General features: G+C 42.5%; 24 protein-coding genes and 1 tRNA gene. 18 read left to right on the top strand and 7 right to left on the bottom strand.

The genetic code is table 11. From position 1 onward, the window contains the following. Positions 1-171 precede the first annotated feature (171 nt). From L6E24_RS13715 to L6E24_RS13700, 4 genes are read left to right on the top strand one after another with little or no spacing between them, the layout of a single operon-like run. Positions 172-345, top strand: coding sequence for a ferredoxin family protein (locus L6E24_RS13715; protein ID WP_257742512.1), 174 nt, complete (start codon positions 172-174; stop codon positions 343-345). Positions 346-394: 49 nt separating this feature from the next. Beyond that, on the top strand, positions 395-1,411 hold the full coding sequence (asd, locus tag L6E24_RS13710) for an aspartate-semialdehyde dehydrogenase (RefSeq protein ID WP_257742511.1): 1,017 nt from the start codon (positions 395-397) through the stop codon (positions 1,409-1,411). Between the two features lie 22 nt (positions 1,412-1,433). Beyond that, positions 1,434-1,706 (top strand): DNA-binding protein Alba, encoded by a 273-nt coding sequence (albA, locus tag L6E24_RS13705; RefSeq protein ID WP_257742510.1) that lies wholly within the window; start codon positions 1,434-1,436, stop codon positions 1,704-1,706. Between the two features lie 60 nt (positions 1,707-1,766). Further along, positions 1,767-2,231, top strand: coding sequence for a hypothetical protein (locus L6E24_RS13700; protein ID WP_257742509.1), 465 nt, complete (start codon positions 1,767-1,769; stop codon positions 2,229-2,231). A gap of 292 nt (positions 2,232-2,523) precedes the next feature. On the opposite strand, the gene L6E24_RS13695 is transcribed toward L6E24_RS13700, so the two are convergent. Together L6E24_RS13695 and L6E24_RS13690 are read right to left on the bottom strand one after the other, a co-directional pair. After that, positions 2,524-3,642, bottom strand: coding sequence for a DUF373 family protein (locus tag L6E24_RS13695; protein WP_257744044.1), 1,119 nt, complete (start codon positions 3,640-3,642; stop codon positions 2,524-2,526). Between the two features lie 368 nt (positions 3,643-4,010). Next, entirely contained in the window at positions 4,011-4,304 is a 294-nt protein-coding gene (locus L6E24_RS13690) for an RNA-guided endonuclease TnpB family protein (protein WP_257742508.1), read from the bottom strand. A 134-nt stretch (positions 4,305-4,438) separates the two neighbouring features. Here L6E24_RS13690 and L6E24_RS13685 point away from each other — a divergent pair, with 134 nt between their 5' ends. Continuing rightward, positions 4,439-6,049 (top strand): IS1634 family transposase, encoded by a 1,611-nt coding sequence (locus tag L6E24_RS13685; protein WP_257741957.1) that lies wholly within the window; start codon positions 4,439-4,441, stop codon positions 6,047-6,049. Here the strand turns inward: L6E24_RS13685 and L6E24_RS13680 are convergent. The 4 genes from L6E24_RS13680 to L6E24_RS13665 all read right to left on the bottom strand — a co-directional run bounded on the left by L6E24_RS13680 (position 6,044) and on the right by L6E24_RS13665 (position 10,073). Next, positions 6,044-6,898: an RNA-guided endonuclease TnpB family protein gene (locus L6E24_RS13680; RefSeq protein ID WP_257742507.1), complete on the bottom strand. Its 855-nt coding sequence runs from the start codon at positions 6,896-6,898 to the stop codon at positions 6,044-6,046. The genes L6E24_RS13685 and L6E24_RS13680 overlap by 6 nt on opposite strands. A 219-nt stretch (positions 6,899-7,117) precedes the next feature. Then, positions 7,118-7,981 carry a coiled-coil protein gene (locus tag L6E24_RS13675; RefSeq protein WP_257742506.1) on the bottom strand — a complete coding sequence of 288 codons (864 nt, stop codon included), beginning with the start codon at positions 7,979-7,981 and terminating at the stop codon, positions 7,118-7,120. A 613-nt stretch (positions 7,982-8,594) separates the two neighbouring features. Further along, positions 8,595-9,791: a cell division protein FtsZ gene (gene ftsZ / locus L6E24_RS13670; protein WP_257742505.1), complete on the bottom strand. Its 1,197-nt coding sequence runs from the start codon at positions 9,789-9,791 to the stop codon at positions 8,595-8,597. A gap of 102 nt (positions 9,792-9,893) precedes the next feature. Then, positions 9,894-10,073: a ribbon-helix-helix domain-containing protein gene (locus tag L6E24_RS13665; RefSeq protein WP_257744043.1), complete on the bottom strand. Its 180-nt coding sequence runs from the start codon at positions 10,071-10,073 to the stop codon at positions 9,894-9,896. A gap of 205 nt (positions 10,074-10,278) precedes the next feature. Between L6E24_RS13665 and L6E24_RS13660 the strand changes: the two genes are divergently transcribed. The 3 genes from L6E24_RS13660 (at position 10,279) to L6E24_RS13650 (ending at position 13,205) form a co-directional block, all read left to right on the top strand. Continuing rightward, on the top strand, positions 10,279-11,280 hold the full coding sequence (locus L6E24_RS13660; RefSeq protein WP_257742504.1) for a pyridoxal phosphate-dependent aminotransferase: 1,002 nt from the start codon (positions 10,279-10,281) through the stop codon (positions 11,278-11,280). Next, positions 11,268-11,879: an NTP transferase domain-containing protein gene (locus tag L6E24_RS13655; RefSeq protein WP_257742503.1), complete on the top strand. Its 612-nt coding sequence runs from the start codon at positions 11,268-11,270 to the stop codon at positions 11,877-11,879. The genes L6E24_RS13660 and L6E24_RS13655 overlap by 13 nt, the downstream gene beginning before the upstream one ends. A 96-nt stretch (positions 11,880-11,975) precedes the next feature. Then, positions 11,976-13,205: an ornithine cyclodeaminase, nickel-pincer nucleotide-dependent gene (locus L6E24_RS13650; protein WP_257742502.1), complete on the top strand. Its 1,230-nt coding sequence runs from the start codon at positions 11,976-11,978 to the stop codon at positions 13,203-13,205. A 264-nt stretch (positions 13,206-13,469) separates the two neighbouring features. On the opposite strand, the gene L6E24_RS13645 is transcribed toward L6E24_RS13650, so the two are convergent. Continuing rightward, positions 13,470-14,456 (bottom strand): archaeosine biosynthesis radical SAM protein RaSEA, encoded by a 987-nt coding sequence (locus L6E24_RS13645; RefSeq protein WP_257742501.1) that lies wholly within the window; start codon positions 14,454-14,456, stop codon positions 13,470-13,472. A 29-nt stretch (positions 14,457-14,485) separates the two neighbouring features. Between L6E24_RS13645 and L6E24_RS13640 the strand changes: the two genes are divergently transcribed. The 10 genes from L6E24_RS13640 to L6E24_RS13595 all read left to right on the top strand — a co-directional run bounded on the left by L6E24_RS13640 (position 14,486) and on the right by L6E24_RS13595 (position 25,388). After that, complete coding sequence (locus tag L6E24_RS13640) at positions 14,486-15,592, top strand: hypothetical protein (RefSeq protein WP_257742500.1); 1,107 nt, start codon at positions 14,486-14,488, stop codon at positions 15,590-15,592. 45 nt (positions 15,593-15,637) lie between these two features. Continuing rightward, positions 15,638-15,721, top strand: a tRNA-Ser gene (locus tag L6E24_RS13635). Between the two features lie 173 nt (positions 15,722-15,894). Next, positions 15,895-16,119, top strand: a complete 225-nt coding sequence (locus tag L6E24_RS13630) for a HypC/HybG/HupF family hydrogenase formation chaperone (protein WP_257742499.1) — start codon at positions 15,895-15,897, stop codon at positions 16,117-16,119. After that, complete coding sequence (locus L6E24_RS13625; protein ID WP_257742498.1) at positions 16,119-16,460, top strand: hydrogenase maturation nickel metallochaperone HypA/HybF; 342 nt, start codon at positions 16,119-16,121, stop codon at positions 16,458-16,460. The genes L6E24_RS13630 and L6E24_RS13625 overlap by 1 nt, the downstream gene beginning before the upstream one ends. Further along, on the top strand, positions 16,457-17,455 hold the full coding sequence (gene hypE / locus L6E24_RS13620; protein WP_257742497.1) for a hydrogenase expression/formation protein HypE: 999 nt from the start codon (positions 16,457-16,459) through the stop codon (positions 17,453-17,455). The genes L6E24_RS13625 and hypE overlap by 4 nt, the downstream gene beginning before the upstream one ends. 91 nt (positions 17,456-17,546) lie before the next feature. Then, positions 17,547-18,890, top strand: coding sequence for a dihydroorotase (pyrC, locus tag L6E24_RS13615; protein WP_257742496.1), 1,344 nt, complete (start codon positions 17,547-17,549; stop codon positions 18,888-18,890). Between the two features lie 409 nt (positions 18,891-19,299). Then, on the top strand, positions 19,300-19,617 hold the full coding sequence (locus tag L6E24_RS13610; RefSeq protein WP_257742495.1) for a DUF167 domain-containing protein: 318 nt from the start codon (positions 19,300-19,302) through the stop codon (positions 19,615-19,617). 258 nt (positions 19,618-19,875) lie between these two features. Continuing rightward, entirely contained in the window at positions 19,876-21,084 is a 1,209-nt protein-coding gene (dnaG, locus tag L6E24_RS13605) for a DNA primase DnaG (RefSeq protein ID WP_257742494.1), read from the top strand. Positions 21,085-21,327: 243 nt separating this feature from the next. Further along, a complete protein-coding gene (locus L6E24_RS13600; RefSeq protein WP_257742493.1) occupies positions 21,328-21,633 on the top strand; it encodes a UPF0058 family protein in 306 nt (101 codons plus the stop codon). A 737-nt stretch (positions 21,634-22,370) separates the two neighbouring features. Next, the gene (locus L6E24_RS13595; RefSeq protein WP_257742492.1) at positions 22,371-25,388 is read left to right on the top strand and encodes a methyl-accepting chemotaxis protein; all 3,018 of its coding nucleotides are present in this window, start codon (positions 22,371-22,373) and stop codon (positions 25,386-25,388) included. Positions 25,389-25,400: the final 12 nt, after the last annotated feature.

Raw genomic sequence — 25,400 nt, 5'->3', positions numbered from 1 at the left:
CAGATCTGCGCATAGAAGAATAATGAGATAGAAACAGCACGGACTGATGCTTTTCTTTAAATAACCGGAACTTCACGATGCCGGAAATGTGAAGTCAGACAATAATTTTATGACATTCAATCGAATCTCTTTTATTTATCCTGTACAAACATAACACCGAGGATAAATATTATGGTAGCAAAAGTTGACGCTGAAAAATGCACAGGGTGTGAAACCTGTGTCGATGTATGCCCCTCAGAGGCAATCAGTATGAAGAATAACATAGCTGTTGTTGATGAAGATCTCTGTGTGGACTGCGAAGCCTGCGTAGATGAATGTCCGGCAGAAGCGATCAGGATGGTTTAAGGTTTTTAGACAAAACCTTTATACAAACCAGACAATTCTCTTTTAATCTATGATCAATGTAGGAGTACTTGGTGCAACAGGTGCAGTCGGGCAGAGATTTGTACAGTTGCTTGCCGCACACCCGTGGTTTAACCTGAAAACGCTTACCGCATCCGAAAGGAGTGCAGGAAAGAGTTACAGGGAAGCAGTTAACTGGAGACTTGATCTCGCCATGCCCGAAAAGATGGGCGATATTGTTGTCTCAAAAACCTCGGTTGACAGTGTAAAAGATCTTGACATAGTCTTCTCGGCGCTTCCGGCCGAACTTGCAGGCAGACTTGAGACTGACATCGCAGATGCCGGAGTTGCAGTATGCAGCAATGCCGCATCCCACAGAATGGATGCAGACATTCCGCTCGTAATTCCGGAAGTGAACTCCGACCACCTGGGTCTCATAGATGTCCAGCGTGACAGGGGCAGAGACGGTTTTATTGTAACAAACCCGAACTGCTCAACAATTGTAATGGCAATGGCCCTCAATCCAATCAGAAACAGGAGTATCTCAGACATCCGGGTTGCAACAATGCAGGCCGTTTCAGGGGCCGGATTTGAAGGAATTGCAGCAATGGCAATTTACGACAACGTAGTCCCCTACATTGGATCTGAGGAGACAAAGATGGAGACTGAGACTCAGAAAATTATGGGCCGGTTCAACGGCTCAGAGATTGAAAATTCTCCGATACAGATTAGTGCCTCATGCCACAGAGTGCCTGTTATTGACGGACATACAATGGCAATATGGGCTGATACACATGACCCTGTCGAAGAGATCATAAATGATTTTAAAAACTACAGGGCACCATTCAGCAACCTGCCCACACAGCCGGAAAAATCCGTAATTTATCTGGATGCCATAGACAGGCCCCAGCCAAGACTTGACAGGAATTCAGGCAATGGGATGTCAGTATCTGTCGGAAGGGTCAGAGAGGGTCTCCGGTTCATTGCTACAGGACACAATACAATACGCGGGGCTGCGGGAGCCTCAGTATTGAATGCTGAATTGATAGCAGGCAAAAAATATCTCTAAATTGATGGGAGAGTGTATCTTAATGACTGATAATACAGTGTTCGTCGGTAACAAGCCTGTAATGAATTATGTTCTTGCAGTAGTTACCCAGTTTAATCAGGGAGCAGATCATGTGGCTGTAAAGGCCAGGGGTAAGGCAATATCACGCGCAGTTGATACAGCCGAAATTGCAACAAACCGGTTTTTGGAAGGTGTTCAGAAATCCGGGATCATAACAGGTACAGAACTGATGGATACAGAAAGTGGTCAGACCAATGTTTCAAGCATTGAAATTACCCTTTCCAAAATTCCATAAAAATTATTTTATTAATCCGACCAGAAAGCCTATATCATTAGTTTTAGAATATCTATTAGAATGAAAAAATCAGGATTGATTATACTCTGTCTTATTCTTACATCAATACTGATAAGTCCGGCATATGCCAAAGACAACAGATACAGCTACATCACTTTTGAATCTGTAAATATACAGATTGAAGAAGAGAGGGCAACACTTGAGATCAACTATTCTGTTGAAGATACCATACAGATTATAGTACTTCTCCTCGGTAAAGCAGACCTTAAAAAGAAACTATATGAGGTTTTTCCCTTTGAAAACAGTATATTTGAATCTGTTGATATGGACCACGCAGTACTGGTTGTGAGCTCACCCTCACTTAACAACGGAGATGGATCACTTTGGTTTCCAAGAATAGAAATTGGAGCTGAAATTCCGGAGATAGAAATTAAGACACCGAGATCAACCAGAAATTTCAACAACAGTTCTGAAATACCAGGAATAGGATACTTTGCAAAACCAATAGAGATAGCCATAAAATAACAGATATTTCAGAATTTTTTTAAAAATAAAAGACCAAAAACTGCTGATTCCGGATAAACCCAGCTATTATTATTCTGACAGGAAATCCGGATCAGAAAAAATCTCAGGAAAGTCCTGATTATCCTCTTCTCTGAAATCCTCCCACAACTAAAGTTGTGGCCCTTCTGCCTGTTAATTTCATAAACAGCCAGCAAGGAAAAAAACATAACCCAACAATCATGGTCGCAAAAAAGTGTCACCTGAAGTATTTCCGGACCGCCACAGTTGGAACAGAAAAAAAATATTCAGGAAATCAGAGTTCATCCTTCTCAACTGAACGCTTAAGCCATCCGGATACATACTTCTGAAGATACACCCCGAATGCTGCACATATGAGACCTATAACAGTCGTATAAACTATCAGCCTTACTCCATCAACGCCAAGGACCGGAAAGTCCATACTGCTGCCGACAGAAAGGGCATAGACACTTGCGCCATATGCAATTATTCCCACAGCGCCAATGAAGAAGGGAACTGCGATAACTCTCCCCAGAGCATTTTTCTCATTGAGATAGACATCAATTATCTTGCCTATGGAAGCTGTCAGTGCTGCTATTGTGAAATAAGCAATAGAACCATAAACAAATGACAGCAGATAGAATAATATTCCCCGATCAGGAGTGTACCATTCAAGAAGGCTTGTAAGTCCTATAATGATCCCTATTGAACCGATAAGAATTGCCGATATATATGCAACAAATGTCACTCTTCCGCCTACAAAGGATTTGTGAAGGGAATTTACCGCATAACCGAAGTATTCATCAATTCCAAGACCCTTAAAGAGGAGATATACACCAATCACACCAACAACTATCACTATTGCAATCTCAGGACTTCCAAGAAGGTTTGCAACCGCATAGAGAAGCATTGCCAGACCCACAGGCACAAGAAATGTCCTTGCAATCTTAGGGTCATCCAGAAGCTTCCTGATTATGTAATACGTCCCTTCAAGATTGGGCATCTGTTTTACAATCACCCTCTGAACACTTTTGACATCTACTGAAGCCTGAATTATTGGCAGGACAAATTCATCTTCTGCACCGTCCGTAACAATTATACATTCGGTTATTTCATTATCCCAGACTATTTTTCCGAGATCTTGGGAGATCCTCCTGTCCCCGTCTATCATATTGGTATGATTTCCACCAACCACTGCCACAAATACATCTTCGCCTCTGGCAGACAGTTCATCATAGGTTTTTATCGCCTGAAAAATCGCATTTACATCTGAATCTTCAGGATCAGCAAGTGCGAGGCGGTTAGCTGCATCAAGACATTTCTCCCTTCCCACTGCAGGCTCATTAACATCCGCCTTATAGCCGATGTCATCATCACGATCGACACACAATATAAGTGTCCGCTCGTCAGGCATCATTTAAAAATCAATTTGAATCTATAAATAATTGCCTGATTCATGACAGAAACAGGAAAATTCCACAGATGAAATAAATCACACACATAAAAATGATCCAGACCACCTGCCAGAGAAGATCAATTCAGAATGATGAAATTAACATCACTACCATCCGGGGAAATTCAGTGCAGACGAAAAATAATTCAGAAGACAAAACCGGAGTAAACCAGCAAAATTATCAAAATGGAATTGTCTGCATAAATATCAGAACATCAGCTATAGTGAACTACCTCTGGGCTAAAGACCCAGAGGCTTCCTGCTTCATACCTCGGAGCAACCTCCACAAGTCCACAGGCCCTTCCCCTCGTTCCAAGGGTGTAAAGATATTATATTCCAATTAGATTCTGTCTATCAAGAGCAAATTTCCTGATATTTATTGCAGCATTTATATCTCTGTCGTGATGCATTCCACAGTCAGGACAAACCCAGTCCCTTACTGACAAAGTCATTTCAGAGTTGTAATACCCACAATTGCTGCAAATCTTTGTAGATGGTTCAAACTGTCCTATCTGTAGTATGATCTTACCATATCTTTCTGCTTTATATTTTAATTTTTCAAAAAAAGCAGACCATCCGACATCAGAGATACTTTTTGCTAATTTATGATTTTTAACCTGCATTCCCGGAAACACATAACCCACTCTGAAATCTAACTCCACATTTTTCTTAATATTCCAAAATACTCCCCAAGATCAAACCGATAGTTTTATAATCGTTATGTGTTAAATAACACACATAACGATTAGGTGTTTACATGGTCGCAATAGTTCACCAAACAGACAAAAGATCCGGGATAACCTATGCTTACCGCTCTGTATCATACTGGGACAAGGAAAAGAAACAGTCACGTGCCAAACGTACCCTTATTGGGCGTGTAGACAAAGAGACAGGTAAAATAGTCCCCACCGATGGACGCAACAGGAAGAAAAAAGAAGGTAATCCGCCTGTGAAACGTAATACAAAGAGGGTTGAGGAAGCACATCGTTCATTCTACGGAGCCACATATCTACTGGATGCTATTGGTGAGAAATTAGGTCTCATTCAGGATCTGAAACAGTGTTTCCCCGACACATATGAGCAAATCTTATCCGTTGTGTACTATTTAATCCTTGAAGACAGCACTCCGCTATACCGTTTTGAGAAGTGGGGACTCCTGCATAAGCATCCTTATGGCAAAGACATCACCTCACAACGCAGTAGTGAACTGTTTTCCAGCATTACCGAGGCAAATAAACTACAGTTCTTCAGACTTCAGGGAAAGAGAAGGATGGATAATGAATTCTGGGCTTATGATACAACATCTCTGTCCAGCTATTCAGAAACCCTCAGGCAGGTACAGTATGGTCGCAACAAGGAGCACGACAAACTGGCACAGCTGAATCTTGCTCTGGTCTTTGGACAGGAGTCCAATCTCCCTTTCTATTACAGAAAACTCGCAGGTAATATCCCGGATTCAAAGACCATTACACGCCTGCTTGAAGAGCTGGATATTCTTGATCACTCAAGAGTTAAACTGGTTCTTGACCGGGGCTTTTACAGTGAGGTCAATATCAACAACCTGTTTAAGAATCACGTGAAGTTCCTTGCAGGTGTCAGAATGTCTCTGAAATTTGTCTATGGAGAACTTGATGCAGTCTATGACACTTTTAGGAGCTTTGAACGTTACAGTGAGAATTACGAACTGTATTACCAGACTGTCCGGACCACCTGGAATTATACAAAAGAGCGTCCTTACAAAGGAGATACTCTTCAGGAATCACGCCGTCTTTACATCCACTATTTCTACAATATTGACCAGGCAGCCGAAGATGAGAAAAACTTCGACCGAAAGCTAATCGCACTAAAAAAGGAACTGGAGTCAGGAGAGCGTGTTCCAGGACACGCTAAACTTTACAAGCAGTACTTCATTACCAAAACAACACCCAAGAGAGGAACAAAGGCACAGATTATTGATGAAAATGTCATCAAAGCCAAGCGATATTTTGGGTTTTTTGCTCTGATTACTAATGAAAAGATGGATGCAGTAACTGCTCTTGAACTCTACCGCAACAAAGATGTGGTTGAAAAGGCCTTTGGAAATCTCAAAGAACGCCTGAATATGCGCCGTACACTCGTTTCTTCAGAACAGAGCCTTGATGGGAAACTGTTTGTGCAGTTTGTGGCACTGATCTACTTATCTTATCTCAAAAAGCAGATGCAGGATCATAACCTTTTCAGGAATTACACATTGCCTGGTATGTTGGACAAACTGGATGTCATCGAGTGTTTTGAACAACCAGGAAAATCTCTCAGAGTGGGTGAGATACTCGATAAACAGGAGCAGCTGTACCGGGACCTGGGGGTGACACCACCCACATCGTTATGAGTGGGCGGGAATCCAGGTTTTAAGTAAATTTTCAACTTTCAATGTTTCAACTGCTATTGCTTGGTTCTCGCTTACAAATCGAAAAGAGATTTTATGCTGAAAATCATTGCGTTGATTACTTACTTTTTCATGTTTTTTGGCTAATTGTAATTTTGCTTTCTTGAAATTTGAAGAACCTTTCTTTTTCCGGCTAAGCCTTCTCTGAAGAACTTTTAACCGTGTTTCTGAATTTTTCAAGAACTTTGGATTGTCGTATTTCCTGCCTTCTGATGTAACGACAAAGTCCTTTATACCTACATCAATACCAATTGTATTACTGGCATTAAAGGTTTCAGGTGCTGGATACTCTATACCGTCATCAACAAGAATACTTATGAAATATTTTCCTGCGTTATTCCGGGAAACAGTTGCAGTCTTTAGATCTCCATTAAACTGTCTATGAAATATTGTTTTAACAACCCCGATTTTAGGTAACTTAACAAAATTCCGATCAAAATTAACAAAATACCCTTGAGGAACAGAAAATGACTGAACTGGATTTTTTCGTGATTTGAATTTAGGAAATCCTTTTTTCTCTCTAAAAAATTTAGTAAAAGCATTATCAAGATGTAATGTAGCTCCCTGAAGAGATTGTGAATTAACTTCCTTTAACCATTCATTTTCTTGTTTTAGTTCCGGAAGCATCTTGTTTAAAACAAATCTCGATACTGATTTTCCATCAGTTTCATAAGATTTTATCTTTATTTCAAGTGCAAAATTATATACAAATCTACAAGCACCAAAATGTTGTTCAAATTTTTCAATTTGATATTTTTTTGGATACATTCTAAATTTGTAAGCAATTAACATGCATATAATAGTTAAACCTAACATATTAAATACTTTAAGTTAGTTCCATTATATTGTCGCTTACATCCCCTTGGCTAAAGACCAAGGGGTTTTACGCTAATCTTATAAATCAATTCCTGAGAATAAATCTGAATTTACAGATTTGACAAAATAAGTGAAATTTCAATAATCAGCCGGAAAAATCATACAGCATATGACTCCCGGAAAAAATTATTTGGATTATAATAATTTTGAACGCTGAAGAAGCAGGATATCATCAGTGGTGAGTTTTTCACCGGCTCTGAACTGCTGGAAGACCTGTTCTGCTTCCTTTCTGACAGCCTTCTGTTCTTTTGTGACTTTTGTCTTTCTTGTCTTCTTGCGGAGTCCGCCGATTACCTTATCGTAGTCACGAATCTCCTTCTGGCATGCTATGAACTTATTGTGCTCTTCATCAGCAGCCTCCTGTGCCTCCACAAATTTCTTGTGTGACTCATCCGCAGCCTCTCTGGACTTGTCTGCCTTTCTGTAGCACTCAACCATAAGATCATGGTGTTTCTGTGCAAGTTCAGCACTCTCTGTCACTCTGGCGTGAAGATCAGATGCCTCTTTTCTGAGATCGCGGGCTTCCTGGAGTTTTGTATGGATCTCCTTGTTCTGCTCGATCTCATCTTCCTGATCTTTTATTCCAACTCTGAGCTGCTTAATCTTCTCAATTAACTCACGCTCTTTTTCGGGGCTGAAGACTTTTGTCTGCTGCTCCATTTCAAGGCGTTCAATCTGCTTGTGAAGTTCTTTTACGCCGCGGTTGTTGGTGATTCCGCCATGTTCCTTCTTGAATGCATCAATATCCTCAAAAAGAACATTTGCCTGGTCATTAAGAACATTTCTCTCTGCTTTCAGAGTGTGTACAGAATTGTTTGCTTCATCACGAAGTTCTTTGTTCTTCTGCGCTTCATCTACACACTCTCTGGTCTGGGCATTTAACTGATTGCGCTCACGTGCAAATGTGCTTGCAAGTGCATTCAGTTCATTTCTCTTATCTTTATGCTCTTCAGACTGCTGGAGTACTACTTTTCTTTTATCAATAAGCTCGTTCAACATGCTCAACTCTTACTAAGTTCATCATTCTGTGGACTCCATTGGAGTATGCACACAGCTGACAGGATGGATCGACTGGGTAATGAAAATTAACGAAACAAAAGACTTTTTCCGGGCCGATTTCGGATCCGTGTTCATCAAGCTGTTCGTCCTGTTCTAATCCCTATTCCACCAGGGGACTTATCTTACCCCTGCCAAACTGTTAACCCATTACGGACATCACAGTGATTTCTAGTTATTGAGCGGTCACAGAATATAAGTCTATCGCAAATGATCACAACTGAGACCACCGGAGAATCAAGAGCAGATAAAATCTCCTATGGACAGAATATGGACATAAATTTCAGAACAGTTTACAAATCCAGAGTTCAGCCCAAAAAATTCTGCAGAAAATTCACATAAAATCTACAGAAGAAGTTCACGACACAGCCGGAAATTACAGTTACAAAAAAACCCGAAAGTGCAAAATCATACAGGACAAAAAAATATAGATTTAACCAGTTCCGGAACGAACCTCCGGATGAAAAAAATATTTGCTGAATTTCCGGACAGCTTTATGGGTTGGGTATTTAAATACCGACCGGAAATTTGCTGATTATTCTCCTTTCAGCAGAATTTAGCGGATGAAATCAATGAGTCCGCCACTTGTCTGCTCATGGGCTGCCCTTGCTCCGGAGCCTGAAGCAGGCCTTCCGGCACGCCTGTTGTTCCTCTCAAAAGGACCTTCTGCAATCTGTGAGGCACCCGGTCTTGATGACCCGGAAGAACCTGATGACAGAACTCCGCTTCTGCCCAGAATCTGTGCACTCTTGACTCCGGTCATAATGGCCATAACCCTGACCTTGCCTTCATAATCATTGTTGATGCGTGCACCCCAGATGACATCGGCATGCGGATCCAGCTCATACGTAAGTGTGCTGGCAATATCCTCTGCATCTGAAAGTGTAAGATCACTGCCACCTGTGATATGAATCAGACCACCGGTTGCACCGCGATAATCTATGTCAAGAAGCGGATGGTTGAGACATTCATGAACAACGCTCTCAGATTTGTTCTGCTGTTTGCTCTCTCCGACAAGCATCACTGCAACGCCGCCCTTGCTCATAATCGCCCTTACATCAGCATAATCTATATTGATCAGAGACGGTTCGGTGATAGTCTCTGATATTCCCTTAACAGTTTCAGCAATGAGCTGATCCATAACTGAAAATGCCTGCCCAAGCGGAAGATTCGGGACAAATGTCATAAGGCGGTTGTTATCAAGAACAATGACAGAATCAGCCGCATTTGATAGTGCCTCAAGACCTTCCTCAGCCCTGATGAGCCTGGCTTTTTCGACCTGGAACGGGTAACTGACCATACCAACAACAATTGCACCCTGGTCCTTTGCGATCTGAGCAACCACCGGCGCAACACCTGTACCTGTACCGCCTCCCATTCCGGCTGTAACAAATACAAGATCAGCATCCTGCAAAAGCCCTTCAAGAGTGGTCCTTGCCATCTCTGCCGCACGCTTTCCTACATCCGGAAAACCACCGGCTCCAAGACCTTTCGTAAGTGATTTGCCTACTAAAACTCTCTTATCAGCCTGGATCATCTCAAGGTGCTGTTTATCAGTATTGACTGCAATTGTTTCGGCACCACGCACTTTCATGTGGTAGAGCCTGTTGATTGTATTGTTGCCTGCACCTCCACAACCAACAATTACAATTCTTGGCTGACCAATAAAATCGTCATCTCCAATTACTGCACCTCTTCTGTTATTCTGATCAGTTTCGGCATGCCTTAATGCCTCGTTAATTATGCTCTGCATACAATAAACCTCCTAAATACCTCAATTTTAATTTAACGCACAGACAGAAATCCTGATATTTCCGGAAAAACACAGGCCCATGATTACTATTACTTTATTTCCTTAGATTTCAAATGAGATCTGTTCGCTGTCCATGATTACCCGGTTTGCATGTTTCTCTATCAGTTCACGAACAGAATACCTGACTGCCTCAGAAACCGTAGGGAATTCACCCGCCTCCACAAGTTTATGAAGCATTGCAACCTGTTGTGAAGGCAGCCTGATTGTAACTCGCTCCATCATTGAAACCACAGCATCTGACATTTAGCAGACATGAGTCAGCCATAAGTCTGACAAAAGGCTTACTTATGTCAGATTTAAATTTATATTTCAGACAATGAAATCATTGCAACCGTATTATATTTAAACATTCTGAGTTGAACTCACAGGAATTTCAAAAGGATATTTAGTTATTTTATCATATATTAGCCCCACAGGAGATATTCTTTTGAAAAAACATTTCCCAAACAAGGTAGTTCACGGAGGCCTTCTTCAGCTGGGACAGAATAATAACGGCAAATATACAGCCGATTACAGCGCGAGTATAAATCCCTGGCCGCCGGAAACAGGATGGAAACCTGATTTTAAAAGAATAAAAGACTATCCGGATGATACATACACTGAACTAAAAGAAGAGATTTCCACGCATCATGGGGTTAAAACCGAAAATATTTCGGTTGGAAACGGTTCTGTAGAGATCATAAGATCACTCTTTAAGGCAGTATTAAATCCGGGTGAAAACGTCCTCACAGAGAGGCATACCTTTGGAGAATACCGTTTTTCTGCGGAACTTGCAGGTGCATCATGCAGCCATGATCCAGCCACCCCTCACAGATTAAGAGTGATATGCAACCCCAATAATCCATCAGGGAAAATATTATCTGCATCAGAAATACTTGCCATTGCAGATGACTGCTCGGAGAAAGGAATTATGCTGTATATTGATGAGGCATTTATGGATCTTGCAGACAGAGATGAAAGTGTGGCAGACTGCGGATATGAAAATGTAATTGTCAGCAGATCGCTCACAAAATCCTTCGCAATACCCGGACTCCGCATCGGCTATGGCATAGGCAGTCCTTCAGTGACAAAAAAGATTGAGGCTGCACGCCTGCCGTGGACTGTGAATTTCCTTGCAGAAAGTTTTGCGGTATCGGCAATCAGAAATTACGACAGACTGGAGGAGTCCAGAATAAAAATCCGCACAGAAAGGGATTATCTCTGCAATGGGCTGGAAAAACTGGGCCTTGAATATCATCCTCCGTCTGCAAATTACATTCTTTTCAGCACCGGAATTTTATCCTCAGAACTTACCCAAAAGCTTCTTGAAAAAGGATTTTATGTACGGAACTGCACCTCATTCGGCCTTCCACATTCCATCAGAATTGCAGTCAGGAAAAGAGAAGATAACGAGAGACTGCTGGAGGCACTAAGAGAATGCTTGCCCTGATAATGGCCGGAGGAAAAGGTACAAGGCTTGGAATGGGCGAGAAGCCGCTTGTCAGAATTCTGGACAGGCCGATGATAGATTACATTGTAACAGCTTTTGAGGAGGCAGGCCATGAAGCCATAATTGCACTCTCAGACAATGTGCCTATGACAAAGAACTGGTGCAGAGTAAACGGGGTTGAATATTACTGCGCCGGCGGACTTGGATATGTGGAAGATCTGATAGAATTTACAATAGAGACAGATGAGAGATCAGCATTTCTTACATGCGCTTCAGACATACCCGGAATTACCAGCCGGACAATAGATGAGATATGCAGAAAGTACTCAGAGTCCGGAAAAGATTCATGTTCTGTATGGATTCCGGAAGATCTTGTCAGGGAGATCAGCTTCAGCTGCAATTACCGGGAGAAGATTGAGGGAGTTAATGCCTGCCCCACCGGACTGAATATTGTAAAAGGAAGCAGAATGAAAGAAGAGCAGGATGAACTGAAAGTAATCTCGGATGACATCTCGCTTGGTTATAATATCAACACACCGGAAGAACTGTCACTATTTGAAAAATTTATGATCTCAGGCAGAAAAACAGATAGTGATTGATAATTTCCCGGATTTTGATATGAAATTTCACCGGACTTCTTACACAGGTATGCTATCAGCAAAAAAATATTAACATTATAAAACGACTTTATTCCCATGGATTCTTCCAGAGAGATCGAACTTGAAGGGCACATTATTGATTCAGGCATAATAACCCGCGTATATGATAAAATAATTGATATGGGAGGCAATTTTGAACTAATTACATTTGATGTGGGCAAAAAAAAGCAGGATACAAGTTATGCACGTCTTATAGTAACAGCAGAATCCGAAGAACTCTTAGAGGAAATATTAAGCGAACTTCACCGCCTCGGAGCCAAAATGCCGGAAGTGGAGGATGTCACACTGAAAGCAGCAGAGGCAGACAAAGTGGTCCCAAAGGGCTTTTATTCAACAACAAACCATCCGACATTTCTTAAATATAACGACAGATGGATTGATGTTGAATATATTGAGATGGACTGCCTGATAATTATAAAACCTGATGAAGACAGGGCCGTATGCACACCGCTGTCAAGGCTCAAAAAAGGAGATCTTGTCGTAATCGGGGAGAAAGGTGTCAGAATTGTTCCGCCGGAGAGATCAAGAAAGGTAAACTCCTTTGAATTTATGCAGAATACTGTCTCATCCGAGAGGCCCAGTGAGACGATTATTGCCAAAATTGCGGATGAGATGCTTGAGATCAGGAAAAACGGCGGGAAGATCGGAATTGTTGGCGGCCCTGCAATAATTCATACACGGGCAGCCCCGGCGCTTGCTGAGATTATCAGGGAAGGCTATGTCGATGTCCTCTTTGGAGGTAATGCACTGGCAACCCACGATATAGAGTACAATCTCTTCGGCACATCTCTCGGCATGGATCTTGACTCCGGAAAACTGACTCCCGGCGGGCATAAAAACCACATCTATGCAATCAGTGAGGTAATAAGAGCAGGATCGATCAGGAATGCCGTAGATCAGGGAATAATAAAGAAGGGCATAATGTATGAATGCATAAAAAATGAAATCCCATTCATACTTGCAGGGTCAATACGTGATGACGGCCCGCTCCCGGATGTTATCACCGATGTTATAGAAGCACAGGAGATAATGAGAGAGCATCTGCACGGCCTTGACATGGTAATTATGATTGGAACACTGCTGCATTCGGTTGCGATAGGAAACTGCCTGCCGTCATTTGTAAAGACCATCTGCGTTGATATTAACCCGGCATCAGTGACAAAACTGATGGACAGGGGAACAAGTCAGGCTATCGGTGTTGTAAGCGATGCAGGTGCATTTCTGCCACTCCTTGCAAAATCACTCAGCAAAAAGAGCCAGGAATAAATAATTTAAAAGAAATTCCGGATTAAAACCCCGGCCAAAATAATTTTTTCCGCCTGTTTTTTACGGTTGTAACAGACCACCCCGAACCAATACGGTGCGGCCACAAAAAAATAAAAATAATTCAGATCTTATTTTACCGCCATCTACCGGCTGATCTGAACATTATCAGTTAAGTCAGGACTTGACATCCCACCATAGCAGATCAGCATCTCTGCTGAAGCAGAGCCTGATGTTTTACTATCACCTAAGTCTCTATCTTCTGATTCATCTCGTCAGAGGCATGCAGTAAGGCTTCTCCTCATCCAGCACAAACTCCCATTCCTCTTTGCAGCGGCAGCCCCTCTCAAAGAGCGCCCTTAACAGTTCACGGTCGTAGTTGAGTGAATACGTCCTTATGCCATCAACGATGTCATGATCACATTCACCACAGTTATGCGGCCCGCGCACTTTTCCTCCGCCGACAGGATCGCATAAGATGTGCCTGTCAGCATCGATCAGGACATCAAGGACACTCCACAGATATGGCGTACGGTACTCCCTTCTCTTCCAGTAATGCTCAACTTCAGTCCGGCCCTGTATTGTACAGAGATTCATTGAGATCATATCGGAATATTCCGAACATTCGCGAAGGGATTTTTTCATATCATCAATTGCCTCTTTCTCCGTGAGGAAGAGCGGCTTCATCATAAGATAGGTCTTAACACCTGCGCCGGCAGCCCTGACCTCGCCTGCCGCACCTTTGTATTCATCAAAGGTCAGACCCTTGTCAATACATTTCTCCCTGATGAAATCGTCAGTGGTCTCAAGGCCCATTGCAATGTAAAGCGGCATTTCATGTGTGCCATCATTGACTGCATCCAGAAAACCCCTTACAGAGTCCCTCTCCACATACTCAGCCCTCGTCTCGGCAATGACAATCTTTCCCCTAAATACACCGCCCGCATATTCCAGCACCTCAGGCGGAACCTCTTCAGGATCAAAGAAACTTCCGGATGTGAAGATCTTGATCATATCAAAACCGGAGAGGTTAAAATTCTCCTTTACCCAGTTCACCTGCGCGATAAGCCTCTTTCCAAGCTCTTCATCGCAGATATCATGGTATCTCTCAAAACGGTACCCGCACATCAGGCATTTATTCCACCTGCATCCCGATGTCTTAAAAATCACTGTGAGGCATTTTACTTCCGCCCCGCTGTAGTTATCCGTGCCAGGCCAGCACGCCAGAGGTTTCTCAGTTGTAATGGATATCATTTAGTGTTAGTAGTTATGATCGTGTAGATATGAAAAAGATCTGCTGGATACTGCTGATAGCAGCAGCTGCCATATGCACAGGATCAGCATATGTCATGAACTATGATATGCCGGCAACCGTGTATGAGGGGGACATGATAATTGCTGAAGGGACAAGCACCCTTCCGGCCGGAATAACGATGGAACTTGTCCTGTACTCCAATAGCAATTCAATAATTGAAGTTGACAGACAGTCGTTTGTAATTCAGGAGGGCGGAGACTGGTCAGTCTCTTTTGATACAACCGGACTTAAAACGGGACAGTACAAACTTGAAGTGCCAAAGGGTTACAAAGAAGACCTCGGCGGCAGTTCAGATATAACCAAAATATTCACCATTGTTGACCGTTCGGATGAGATATTCCTGACATCCCCTACAGAACAGAAGTTCAACGGCATCCTTGAGATTGAAGGAAGAAGCACAACAAGGGGTGACAGTGGAATTGAGATAATGGCAAAGAATGATTACGGCACCGTCTTTCCCAGAGAATGGGTGAGCACAGACAGTGCCGGAAGTTTTTCGCTTGACATTCCGGTGTACAAAGAAGGCACTTATCAGGTATATTTCTACGATCCAAAAGGAGTAATCAGTCACACCGAATATTACCTGATACCATCTTCACCAACAGCAGCGCCGACAGTTCCGGGCAGCACTGAAAAGCCGTCTGTGACCATAAAGCCTCTGGCAGCAGAGGCTTTCGCATCCGTTTCATCGCCCGCATACTTTAAGGCAGAGACTGCAACCGGAGAGCTTCATGTATATACTTCGGAAGGGAAGGACTGGACACTCAGCTATACTGACGGCAAAACTGCTTCTGTTACCATCAACAGCCACCAGAGCACAGATGCCGAGGAGTTCACAATTCCGGTGAGCAGCCAGACTGTGTACATAAGGGTCTCTCCTGCCAGTGAATCTGAGAGCGGCTATGTTATGATAAATGCGGAGGGCGCTTCATCACTGACTGTAAGCGCAGACGCATCAGGGTATTTTAAAGAACCTTCAGAGACTGAAGCCACACAGTCAGGCCCTGAAACAATAATAGGCACACTCATTGCAGTTGTTCTCTCCATTATTGCAGTATCCCTGAGAAGAAGATAAAACCACATCATTTTTTAAGTATAAGCTTCAACATTAGTAGAGCGGGCCGAGATAGTCTAGTCCGGTAAGGCGGTGGCCTTGAAAGCCACTGGTGATTCCACCTCAGGAGTTCAAATCTCCTTCTCGGCGCTCCTTTTTGAAATATAATTCCATTACTGACAGGAGTCAATCTTTTTCACTTCCGGTCCGTAATTTAAATTAACTGTAAAAATACGAATACAATGACCTGTATCACAGATCTATGCTTTTTTCGTTAATTTTAAAGAGATTAAGTTCTAACTCTTTCATGAGGCGATTGTTACATGTGTATTGCAGTTCCGGCAGAAGTGCTGGAGATAAAGGATGGAAATATAGCTGTTGTAGATTACGGCGAACTTCAGCAGGAAGTCAGAATAGATCTCATTGATGTAAAAGTAGGCGAATTTGTACTGGTCCACGTAGGTTTTGCTATCCAGAAGCTGAGCCGTGAGGATGCCCTTCAGACCCTTCAGATCTTTAAGGAGGTCTATGCGGCTATGGAGGAATAATGCACGAATATTCAATAGCATACGATATTTTTGCAACCGCAAAAAGGACAGCCCTTGACAACTCCGCCACCAAGATAAATAAAGTCCACATGTCTGTCGGAGAGATGACGATGGTCAATCCTGAGCAGGTGGTATTTTTATTCAACACCATGCGGGATGAAGATCCGCTCTTTAAGGACTGTATCCTCGAATATACTGACGCACCCGTAAAATCGGTCTGCAAATGCGGATATGAGGGCAGTGAAAAATATGTATGCCCAAACTGCGGGAGCATGCCTGAAATCGTGGACGGCAGGGAAATCAGAGTCACAAATATCGAAATAGAGGTTGACGAAGAATGAAGATCAATATGATGCATGGTGCGGGAGGGGCTGTTTTTGGAGAACTTCTCGGAGAGACACTGACAAAATATAAGAATAACAATGCCGGAGGGATAGGGCTGGAATCACTTGATGACGGCGCAGTAATTCCCATTGCCGGAAAAAATATTGTCCTGACAACTGACTCGCATGTTGTAAGACCGCTCTTCTTCCCCGGAGGTGACATAGGACGGATTGCAGTATGCGGAACTGCAAACGATCTGGCAATGATGGGCGGAAAACCACTTGCACTCACATGCTCAATGATCATTGAAGAGGGTTTTGACATTGAAATCCTTGAAAAAATAGTTCAGTCCATGGACAATGCCCTTGAAGAGGCAGGCGCTGCAATCGTTACCGGGGATACAAAAGTCCTTGCAAAAGGTGAAATTGACGGCATTGCCATAAATACGGCCGGGATAGGAATAGCAGAAAAACCGGTCCGCGACAGTTCACTAAAACCCGGAGATATTATAATCGTAAGCGGCACTCTTGGCGATCACGGGCTTGCCATCATGACAAACAGGGAAGGGTTTGACTTTGGTGAGCAGATAAGATCTGATGTTGCTCCGGTGTGGAACCTCGTAAACGCCGCCATGCAGGCCGGAGAGGTACACGCAATGAAGGACCCGACAAGAGGCGGTTTTTCAAACGCAATCAATGAAATGGCAGAAAAGTCCGGAGTCCAGGTGAGAATTTCCGAAGAGAAACTTCCAATAAGAAAAAGTGTGAGAAGTGCCTCAGAACTTCTCGGTATAAACCCGCTTGACGTTGCAAATGAAGGCAAAGTTGTGATGGGTGTCGCACCGGAGGACGCGGAAGCCATCCTTGCAGCAATCAGAAAAGAGAAATACGGAAAGGATGCAACAATTGTCGGCAGGGTAGTGGAAGGAAAATCAGTGATTATGGAAACCGGAATTGGTGGTGAGAGATTTATTGAACCTCCGGTAGGAGATCCGGTTCCAAGGGTCTGCTGAAGGTTACCAAAATCAAAATCAGCTTTTTTTATAAACTTCAGGATACAACATCAGAAAGATCACAATATTATAGTCATCCGGAAATTCACAATTGTCCGGAGAGATTAAAAAAACTGCGGATAATGAAGGGGATAAACAGATGGGATTAGATATTGAACTGCTTCTAAAAAATGCAAGGCTTCCTGACGGACTGATTAAAGATATATCAGTTTCAGAGGGCAGAGTTCTTCACTGCGGGGAATCTTTTGGCCATGCGGAATATATCATTGACTGCAAAAACCGCCTGTGCCTGCCCGGAGCTATAGATATGCACGTCCATATTCGCGGCGGAGAGAAACAGTCCTATAAGGAGACCTGGGAATCAGGCACAAAGAGTGCCGTATCAGGCGGGGTTACAACAGTGGTTGATCAGCCAAATACAATCCCGCCCATTACAGATGCCGCCATATATGAAAAACGCCTCAGAGAAGCAGAGAAGCAGTCATACTGCAACTTTGGGATAAACGGAGGTGTTTATCCGGATTCAGACCTAAAAGGCCTGTATGAAGCAGGGGCACTGGCCTTTGGTGAGATCTTTGCAGCACCGTCAAGCTATGGCGATGCACTGGAAGAATCACAACTGAAAGATTCACTGGATCAGATCTCACATATGAATGCCACTGCAACGGTCCACACCGAAATTGTGCTCAAAGGTGATGACATCTCACTCACTGACCACGATAATTTAAGGCCGGGCGACCTTGAGGCCAATGCCGTGGAATATATCTGTAAACTTGCAGATCCAAAGATGAAACTTCACTTCTGCCACCTGTCATCACCTTTTTCAATAGATGCAGTGCCGGCCGGATATACACTTGAAGTTATGCCGCATCACCTCTTCCTGACACGGGAAATGTTTGAAGATACAGAAAAACCCGGATACGGCAAGGTAAACCCGCCACTGAGGGACAGAAAAATTGTTGATGCCATATGGAACAGATGGGATGAGATCGATGTCATTGCATCAGACCACGCACCGCATACAGGAGAAGAGAAGTCAGCCGGATTTTCTGATGTCCCCTCCGGAATTCCCGGCACAGGTACAATGATGCCTCTTCTGCTTGCGAGGTGCACTGAAAAAGCTGACATTACGCTGGAATCGGTCATCAGAAAAACGGTTACAAAGCCCGCCGAAATTCTTGGAATTGAGCCACCGGGATTTCTGAAAGGGCAAAAGGCCGATTTTGCGGTTTACAGCAATCAAACAGAGACAATCACTGCCGAAAGATTATTTTCAAAAGCCGGATGGACTCCCTATGAAGGCATGACAGGTCTCTTTCCTGATACTGTCGTCATTAACGGAGTGCAGGTTTACAGGGATAACAGTTTTATCGGGAGATCTTCAGAATGGATCTGCGGGGATGGTTATATAGGCAGGGAGAACAGATTAGTATAGCCGATAAATGCGTTTCTTTTAGGTCCCCGCCTGATCACAGGAAGAATCCTGATATGATGTGCGGGACAACCCGGATACGCGACAGGTTTTTAAAATTTTAGCGTAAATCCCCTTGGTCTTTAGCCAAGGGGATGTAAGCGATACATATAAATAATAATTGTGATAACATTTGTGTATATCATTACGATAACCAAGTACTTGATATACTATACACCCGTGGAACGCGGGGGTGGGCCTGTGGAGTCGTCTGCATTGGCAGGGGCAATGAAGCAGGAAGCATCTGGGTCTTTAGCCCAGAGGTAGTTCACAACGCCCGGTTGGGTTTGACAGGTGAAGTTACGGACGCAGAGCCACTTATGATCCATGTCTGTTAATACCGGGCGACATTTACTTTTAAGTCACGATTAAGATGAATTTAGAGGATGCAGTTTTCATATCCAAAAACGGGATTACCATCACTCTTGATGTAAGTCCCGGAAGCAAAAAAACCGTATTTCCTTCCGGCTATAATGAGTGGAGAAAGGCAATATTGTGCAGAATTTCTGCCCCGCCTGTTGACGGAAAAGCAAATAAAGAGATCGAAAGGGCAGTTTCAGACTTTTTTTCACTACCCAAAAGAGATGTCTCCATCATTTCAGGCCAGACCTCATCATTAAAACGGGTTCTGATTGAGGGAATAGAACCTGACAGAGCACTGGAACTGTTAAAATCCTCAATGAATAAATAAATACTCAATAAATATTACTTCCGCACCGAAAAAATGCCGGAACATTAAACGCTATTTTATACAGTAATTCTAATTTGCCAGATATTTTACCAGGGCAATTATCCGGTCAGAAAATACAGGTATTCAAAATACCTGGCAAAAGTAAACCACCACAACGGTTTATATAATTTTAATTACCACTAATCACTGTCATATGCCTGACCTATCAGGAATTATATCATTTCATAAGAGATCACAGCATTACAGGAGGAATTATTATTGTACTTATCAGAAACAACAAAATACCAGATTCATGCAAATTTTGAAGCGGAGGGAATTGTTGAAAAATCGGATGTGATTGGAGCAATCTTTGGCCAGACAGAAGGTATTCTGGGTGATGATCTTGACCTCCGGGATCTTCAGAGATCCGGGCGGCTCGGAAGGATTGATGTCAGGACTGAAAGCCGCAAAGGCCAGACAAAGGGCGAGATTACGATCTATTCATCAATAGACAAAGTCGAAACTGCATTACTTGCAGCATCGCTTGAGACCATCGAAAGGGTCGGCCCGTGTGCTTCAAGATTTGCCATCAGAAATATTGAGGACATCCGTATATCCAAGAGAAAACTGATTATATCAAGGGCCAAGGAGCTGTTAACCGGAAGCTTTGAAGAGTGTGATTTTGACACAAATGAAATACTGGACGAAATAAGGGAACATTCAAGAATTGAGAAGGTCATCGAATATGGCCCTGAAAAACTCCCGTCAGGCCCGAATGTCGTGGATTCGGATGCAATCATTGTTGTGGAGGGGCGTGCAGACGTTATTAACCTGTTAAGATACGGGATTAAAAATGCAATTGCCGTGGAAGGCACAAATGTTCCGGCATCAATCATTGAACTCTGTGAAAAAAAGACTGCCACCGCATTTATGGATGGGGATAGGGGTGGAGATTTAATTATAAGCGAACTTCTCCAGGTTGCAGATATTGACTTTATTGCGGTAAGTCCAAGAGGAAAAAATGTAGAGGAGATGACCAGAAAAGAGATCATAAAACCCCTAAGGAATAAAATTCCGGCTGAACTTGCGCTGACAACAGAAGGACGGCTGGATACAAACATGCTTTCCCTGCATTCCGAAAAGATGAAGAAAGAGAGAGAGGAGGAAAAAAAAGTAAATAACGAACCCGATCTGCCGCAATCTGAGAAGATACTCCGTGGTATGATGAAGGAAGTCCGGGAACAGAACATTGTAAAATTCCTTTCAGTCACAAATGAGACAATAAGTGAATTTCCATCTGATGAGATTGAAGCTGCCTTAAAAAAGACGGACGATAATATCTCCGGCATTGTTACCGGACGGACAGTTGACCAGAATCTTCTTGACCTGATTGCTATGCGTAAAATATCCCTGATAGCTGCGCCTGATTTCAGGGATATAGTCAAAAAACCTGTATCTGTAAAATTAATGAAGATAAATCAGCTCTGATTACTGACACAGGTAAACTCACAGGCCTGTGTCTGTTTTTTATAAGAAAACAGTGCATAATACTGCGGAAGTTAACATCTGATCATAGGCAGAGCCAGACCACCCCTTCAAGTTAAATGGTTTGAAACACAAATTGTAATATCAATCCTTCAGGGGAAGAATTGCCTTCCCTTAAATTAAGCCATTATTTTCGCCAAAAGGCAATATAATGACATATAAGGGATATTTTTGGATGTGAAATCAGTGCACAAAGACGAACTAATAGCGCTACACCAGTTCATGTTTACCATTAAGGAAAACCTGCAGAAAGCTAATGCAAACGCTTCATTTTCCGAATACGAGGGATTAAAAGTACTTCCAACCCAGACACATAAAAGCAAAATGGAGCATAAACATGCAATATTTATTCTTGGTGAGGAGATTGCCGATGCTATGAAAGAGATTGAACCTTCAGCGGCAAAAAGAATTTCAGCAAGGATGCATGAACTGGCATTAAAAACAGAGAAAGAGATAGATGAAGATTCCGAAAGGGGCCACAGAAAATACTGAAATATTTTCAGACAACCCGGTTTAAACTTTTTTTCAGAGAAATTATTCCGGAATTTGCAGTGGCCCGGAATTACCTGTAATCAGAGCATTTCTCTGATTATAGGCAATTACTGCATATTATGTAACTTTCAGCAACTATGTATTACGTAACTTCCAGCAACTATGTATTACGTAACTTCCAGCAACTATGTATTACGTAACTTTCAGCAACTATATATTACGTAACTTCCAGCAACTATGTATTACGTAACTTCCAGCAACTATATATTACGTAACTTCCAGCAACTATGTATTACGTAACTTTCAGCAATCAGGCCTGTTCTTCTTAAGCTGACTTTAAAATTTGTAAAAATTCTGAAGTGCTGTTATTTATTCCTGAAAGGATAACTTAACAAAACATAAGTGAATGACTGTATTTAAGGGCATTACATGATATGATCAAAACGGGCAGCACAAATCATAAACAAATCCGGCCATATTAATCCCACACATCCATAGAACACACAAATATAAATTGTCTGACAAAATAACGATCAATTCTGCAAAAATTAATATACAGAATAATAATTCCACACAAAATGTTAGATAAATAAATTATATATGCTGAAATTACTTACAGTTATTCATCAGATATAAAATCCTGAAGATTTTTGATATGAGAATAAACTGAAAAACACTGACATCAGACTATTGATTATCAGTATTGTTTTTTGAAATTTCTATATGTGGTATATGTTATGATAGAGAAGATAAGAGAAAGTGTTGAAAAATTTCTAAATGATAAAGAGAGTGTATTAATCAATTCTGGTGATTTTGAGGGCCGGGATAAAGAATATGCAGAACTTTTAAACAGCCTGATGGAAGAAATTAAAAATATTGAATCTCTCAGGGAAAAAGAATCAAAAGAGGCAGAAAAACTCCAGAAACGTGCTGATGCATTCCTAAAATACAACCCGCAGGGAATAACAGTGCTTGCAGCCGATAAACACAGGCTTGATCTCAACAAGGAATATCAGAAAATATGGCGCGGCAGTTACGATGAACTGATGGCGAAGAAGCTCTATGACTTTAACATAACAATCACAGGCGGAGATGACTTCTATGCTTCATATGAAACAAAAAGAAATGCAGTCTCAGACCTTGAGATCAAATGGCCGGACGGTGAAATCAGCTACCTCAGGCTCTTCCAGACACCAATTCTTGATGATGACGGGGAGATTGATGTCAACTACTACATATACCAGGACTTAACTGAACAGACGGAAAAGATGAATGACATCAGGAAACTGGAGGAGCAGTCCAATGCAATTGTCCAGGAAAACCCGATGCCGATTCTTCTCTGGAATAAAGATATGTCAGTCCGAAAATCAAACCGTGCATTCATAGAACTGACAGGATTTTCAGAACAGGAAGCAGAAAACCTGACAATTGGAGATTTCAGATATATAAAACAGGAAGGAAAATCAATTGCACAGACAATAGAGACAAAAAAAGCAAGCCATGGGGAGGCCATAATAGAATTCCCTGCCGGAACAAAAGTTGTCGAAAGGTACAACATTCCGCTTCTTGATGAAAACGGCATTGTTGACTCTGTCCTGACGGTTTACAACGACATCACATTACTCAGAGAAGAGATTGACAACTCCAAAAAACTTCAGAAGCGTGCTGAGGCATTTTTAAAGGATAACCCACAGGCAATTACCGTGCTTGCATCTGACAAGCACAGGCTTGATCTCAATAAGGAATATGAAAAAGCATGGCGCGGAAGTTATGAAGAACTGATGGCAAAGAAGCTATACGACTTTGATATAACTGTCACGGGCGGGGATGACTTCTACGCATCATACAATACCAAAAGAAAAGCGGTCTCTGATCTGGAGATTAAATGGTCTGATGGTGACATCAGTTACCTGAGGCTCTTTCAGACACCCATCCTTGATGATAAAGGAGATATTGATGTCAACTACTACATCTACCAGGACCTGACAGAGCAGACCAAAGAGCTAAAAGAGATCCAGAAGCTCCAGAAACGGGCAGAGACATTCCTTAAAGACAACCCACAGGCAATAACAATGCTTGCACCTGACAAGCACAGGCTTGATCTCAATAAAGAATATGAGAGAGCATGGCACGGAAGCTATAACGAACTGATGGCAAAGAAACTCTATGACTTTGACATTGAAGTAACCGGTGATGACTTCTATGCCTCTTATGAGACAAAAAAAAGGGCAGTATCCGATCTTGAGATCAGATGGCCGGACAACACCAAATCATACTTAAGGCTCTTTCAGACACCAATTCTTGATGATGAAGGAGAAATCGATGTAAACTACTACATCTACCAGGACAGAACTGCCGAGGTGTCACAGAGCATTTACATGGATCAGGAAGTGGCAAATATTGCAGCAGACCTTGAGGCAATAGCAGCAGGAAAACCTGAAGATATAAAACTTAATGTGGGTGAAGCAGACAGATACACAAAAGAGATCAGGGAACAGTTTGTTGAAATTTCTTCTTCAATCAAAGTGGTCTATGACACCCTTACTGATCTGATAAATGATATTGATACACTTGCAGTAGCCGGCCAGGACGGAAACCTTAATGAAAGATCTGACAGCACAAAATACGAGGGTATCTACTCAGGACTTGTTGAAAATCTCAATAGTCTCATGCAGGGTATCGCAACACCCATACATGAAGCAATGGCACTGTCAGGACATTATGCCAAAGGAGACTTCACAGCAAGGTTTTCAGACGATATAACTGTCAGAGGTGATTTTGAGAGATTTAAACACGAACTTAACAATGTAGGTGAGAACATCTCCGAAAGCCTTGGGGTTGCAAATGATGTCACAAAACAGATTGTAATCAATTCAGGAGAGATCAGCAGGGGAACGGATGAAGTTGGCAAGGCAGCTGAAGAGGTTGCACATACAAGCCAGAAAGCCGCAGATCTTACCAGAAAACTTCTGGAGAACATAGAAGATATAAACCGTCAGATTGCCGACCTTTCAGCATCAAACGAGGAGATTGCCAGCACATCACAGGAAGTATTCAATGCAGCAAACCATGTTGTTGATATCGGCAGGGAAGCTCAGAACCTTGGCAATGATGCGAACCGGAAGATGGGCAATGTAGAGAAGATTGCAAATGAGAGTGTTACTGACATAAACGAACTGACTGAGAAGATTAAGGAAGTAAGTAATGTCGTAAAACTGATCAATGATATAACCGGACAGATCAATCTCCTTGCACTCAATGCAGCAATAGAGGCCGCACGTGCCGGGGAACATGGAAGAGGATTCGCAGTCGTGGCAGGTGAAGTCAAAAACCTGGCAGGAGAGGCAAGGGCAGCAGCAGATTCAATCGGAAGCGTTGTGTCTATGGTTCAGACGAGCAGTGAGAAGACAGCAAAGGCGATAACCTCAGCAAACAATGAGATCGTTGATGGTGTGGAAAGTGTTACAAAGACAATAGGGGCACTGAATACTATCATCAGTAACGCCGGACAGGTATCAACTGATATCGGTGAGATTACAAGGGCCATTGAGGACCAGGCAAACATCTCCAATAATGTTGTCCGTTCAGCAGATATGGGAACAGAACAGACAAAAGAAGTTCAGAAAGAGGCAGAAGAACTCGCTGCACTTGCAGAAGAGGCCAGCGCATCAGTAGAGGAGATTGGCAGTGCAATCCATGAAGTCAGTGAACTTGCAAACAAACTTGAAGCTGCAAACTCAAAGTTCAAATGCTGAGAGGAAAGGAGA

The sequence above is a fragment of the Methanoplanus endosymbiosus genome (assembly GCF_024662215.1).
GTDB classification, from domain to species: domain Archaea; phylum Halobacteriota; class Methanomicrobia; order Methanomicrobiales; family Methanomicrobiaceae; genus Methanoplanus; species Methanoplanus endosymbiosus.
The sequence above is the reverse complement of the archived record's forward strand: the minus strand, read 5'-3'. Positions and strand labels throughout refer to the sequence as shown.

Coding starts and splice junctions, on each gene's coding strand:
- L6E24_RS13715 (WP_257742512.1), top strand. CDS start 172: ATGGTAGCAAAAGTTGACGCTGAAAAATGCACAGGGTGTGAAACCTGT.
- asd (WP_257742511.1), top strand. CDS start 395: ATGATCAATGTAGGAGTACTTGGTGCAACAGGTGCAGTCGGGCAGAGA.
- albA (WP_257742510.1), top strand. CDS start 1,434: ATGACTGATAATACAGTGTTCGTCGGTAACAAGCCTGTAATGAATTAT.
- L6E24_RS13700 (WP_257742509.1), top strand. CDS start 1,767: ATGAAAAAATCAGGATTGATTATACTCTGTCTTATTCTTACATCAATA.
- L6E24_RS13695 (WP_257744044.1), bottom strand. CDS start 3,642: ATGCCTGACGAGCGGACACTTATATTGTGTGTCGATCGTGATGATGAC.
- L6E24_RS13690 (WP_257742508.1), bottom strand. CDS start 4,304: ATGCAGGTTAAAAATCATAAATTAGCAAAAAGTATCTCTGATGTCGGA.
- L6E24_RS13685 (WP_257741957.1), top strand. CDS start 4,439: ATGGTCGCAATAGTTCACCAAACAGACAAAAGATCCGGGATAACCTAT.
- L6E24_RS13680 (WP_257742507.1), bottom strand. CDS start 6,898: ATGTTAATTGCTTACAAATTTAGAATGTATCCAAAAAAATATCAAATT.
- L6E24_RS13675 (WP_257742506.1), bottom strand. CDS start 7,981: ATGTTGAACGAGCTTATTGATAAAAGAAAAGTAGTACTCCAGCAGTCT.
- ftsZ (WP_257742505.1), bottom strand. CDS start 9,791: ATGCAGAGCATAATTAACGAGGCATTAAGGCATGCCGAAACTGATCAG.
- L6E24_RS13665 (WP_257744043.1), bottom strand. CDS start 10,073: ATGATGGAGCGAGTTACAATCAGGCTGCCTTCACAACAGGTTGCAATG.
- L6E24_RS13655 (WP_257742503.1), top strand. CDS start 11,268: ATGCTTGCCCTGATAATGGCCGGAGGAAAAGGTACAAGGCTTGGAATG.
- L6E24_RS13650 (WP_257742502.1), top strand. CDS start 11,976: ATGGATTCTTCCAGAGAGATCGAACTTGAAGGGCACATTATTGATTCA.
- L6E24_RS13645 (WP_257742501.1), bottom strand. CDS start 14,456: ATGATATCCATTACAACTGAGAAACCTCTGGCGTGCTGGCCTGGCACG.
- L6E24_RS13640 (WP_257742500.1), top strand. CDS start 14,486: ATGAAAAAGATCTGCTGGATACTGCTGATAGCAGCAGCTGCCATATGC.
- L6E24_RS13630 (WP_257742499.1), top strand. CDS start 15,895: ATGTGTATTGCAGTTCCGGCAGAAGTGCTGGAGATAAAGGATGGAAAT.
- L6E24_RS13625 (WP_257742498.1), top strand. CDS start 16,119: ATGCACGAATATTCAATAGCATACGATATTTTTGCAACCGCAAAAAGG.
- hypE (WP_257742497.1), top strand. CDS start 16,457: ATGAAGATCAATATGATGCATGGTGCGGGAGGGGCTGTTTTTGGAGAA.
- L6E24_RS13610 (WP_257742495.1), top strand. CDS start 19,300: ATGAATTTAGAGGATGCAGTTTTCATATCCAAAAACGGGATTACCATC.
- L6E24_RS13595 (WP_257742492.1), top strand. CDS start 22,371: ATGATAGAGAAGATAAGAGAAAGTGTTGAAAAATTTCTAAATGATAAA.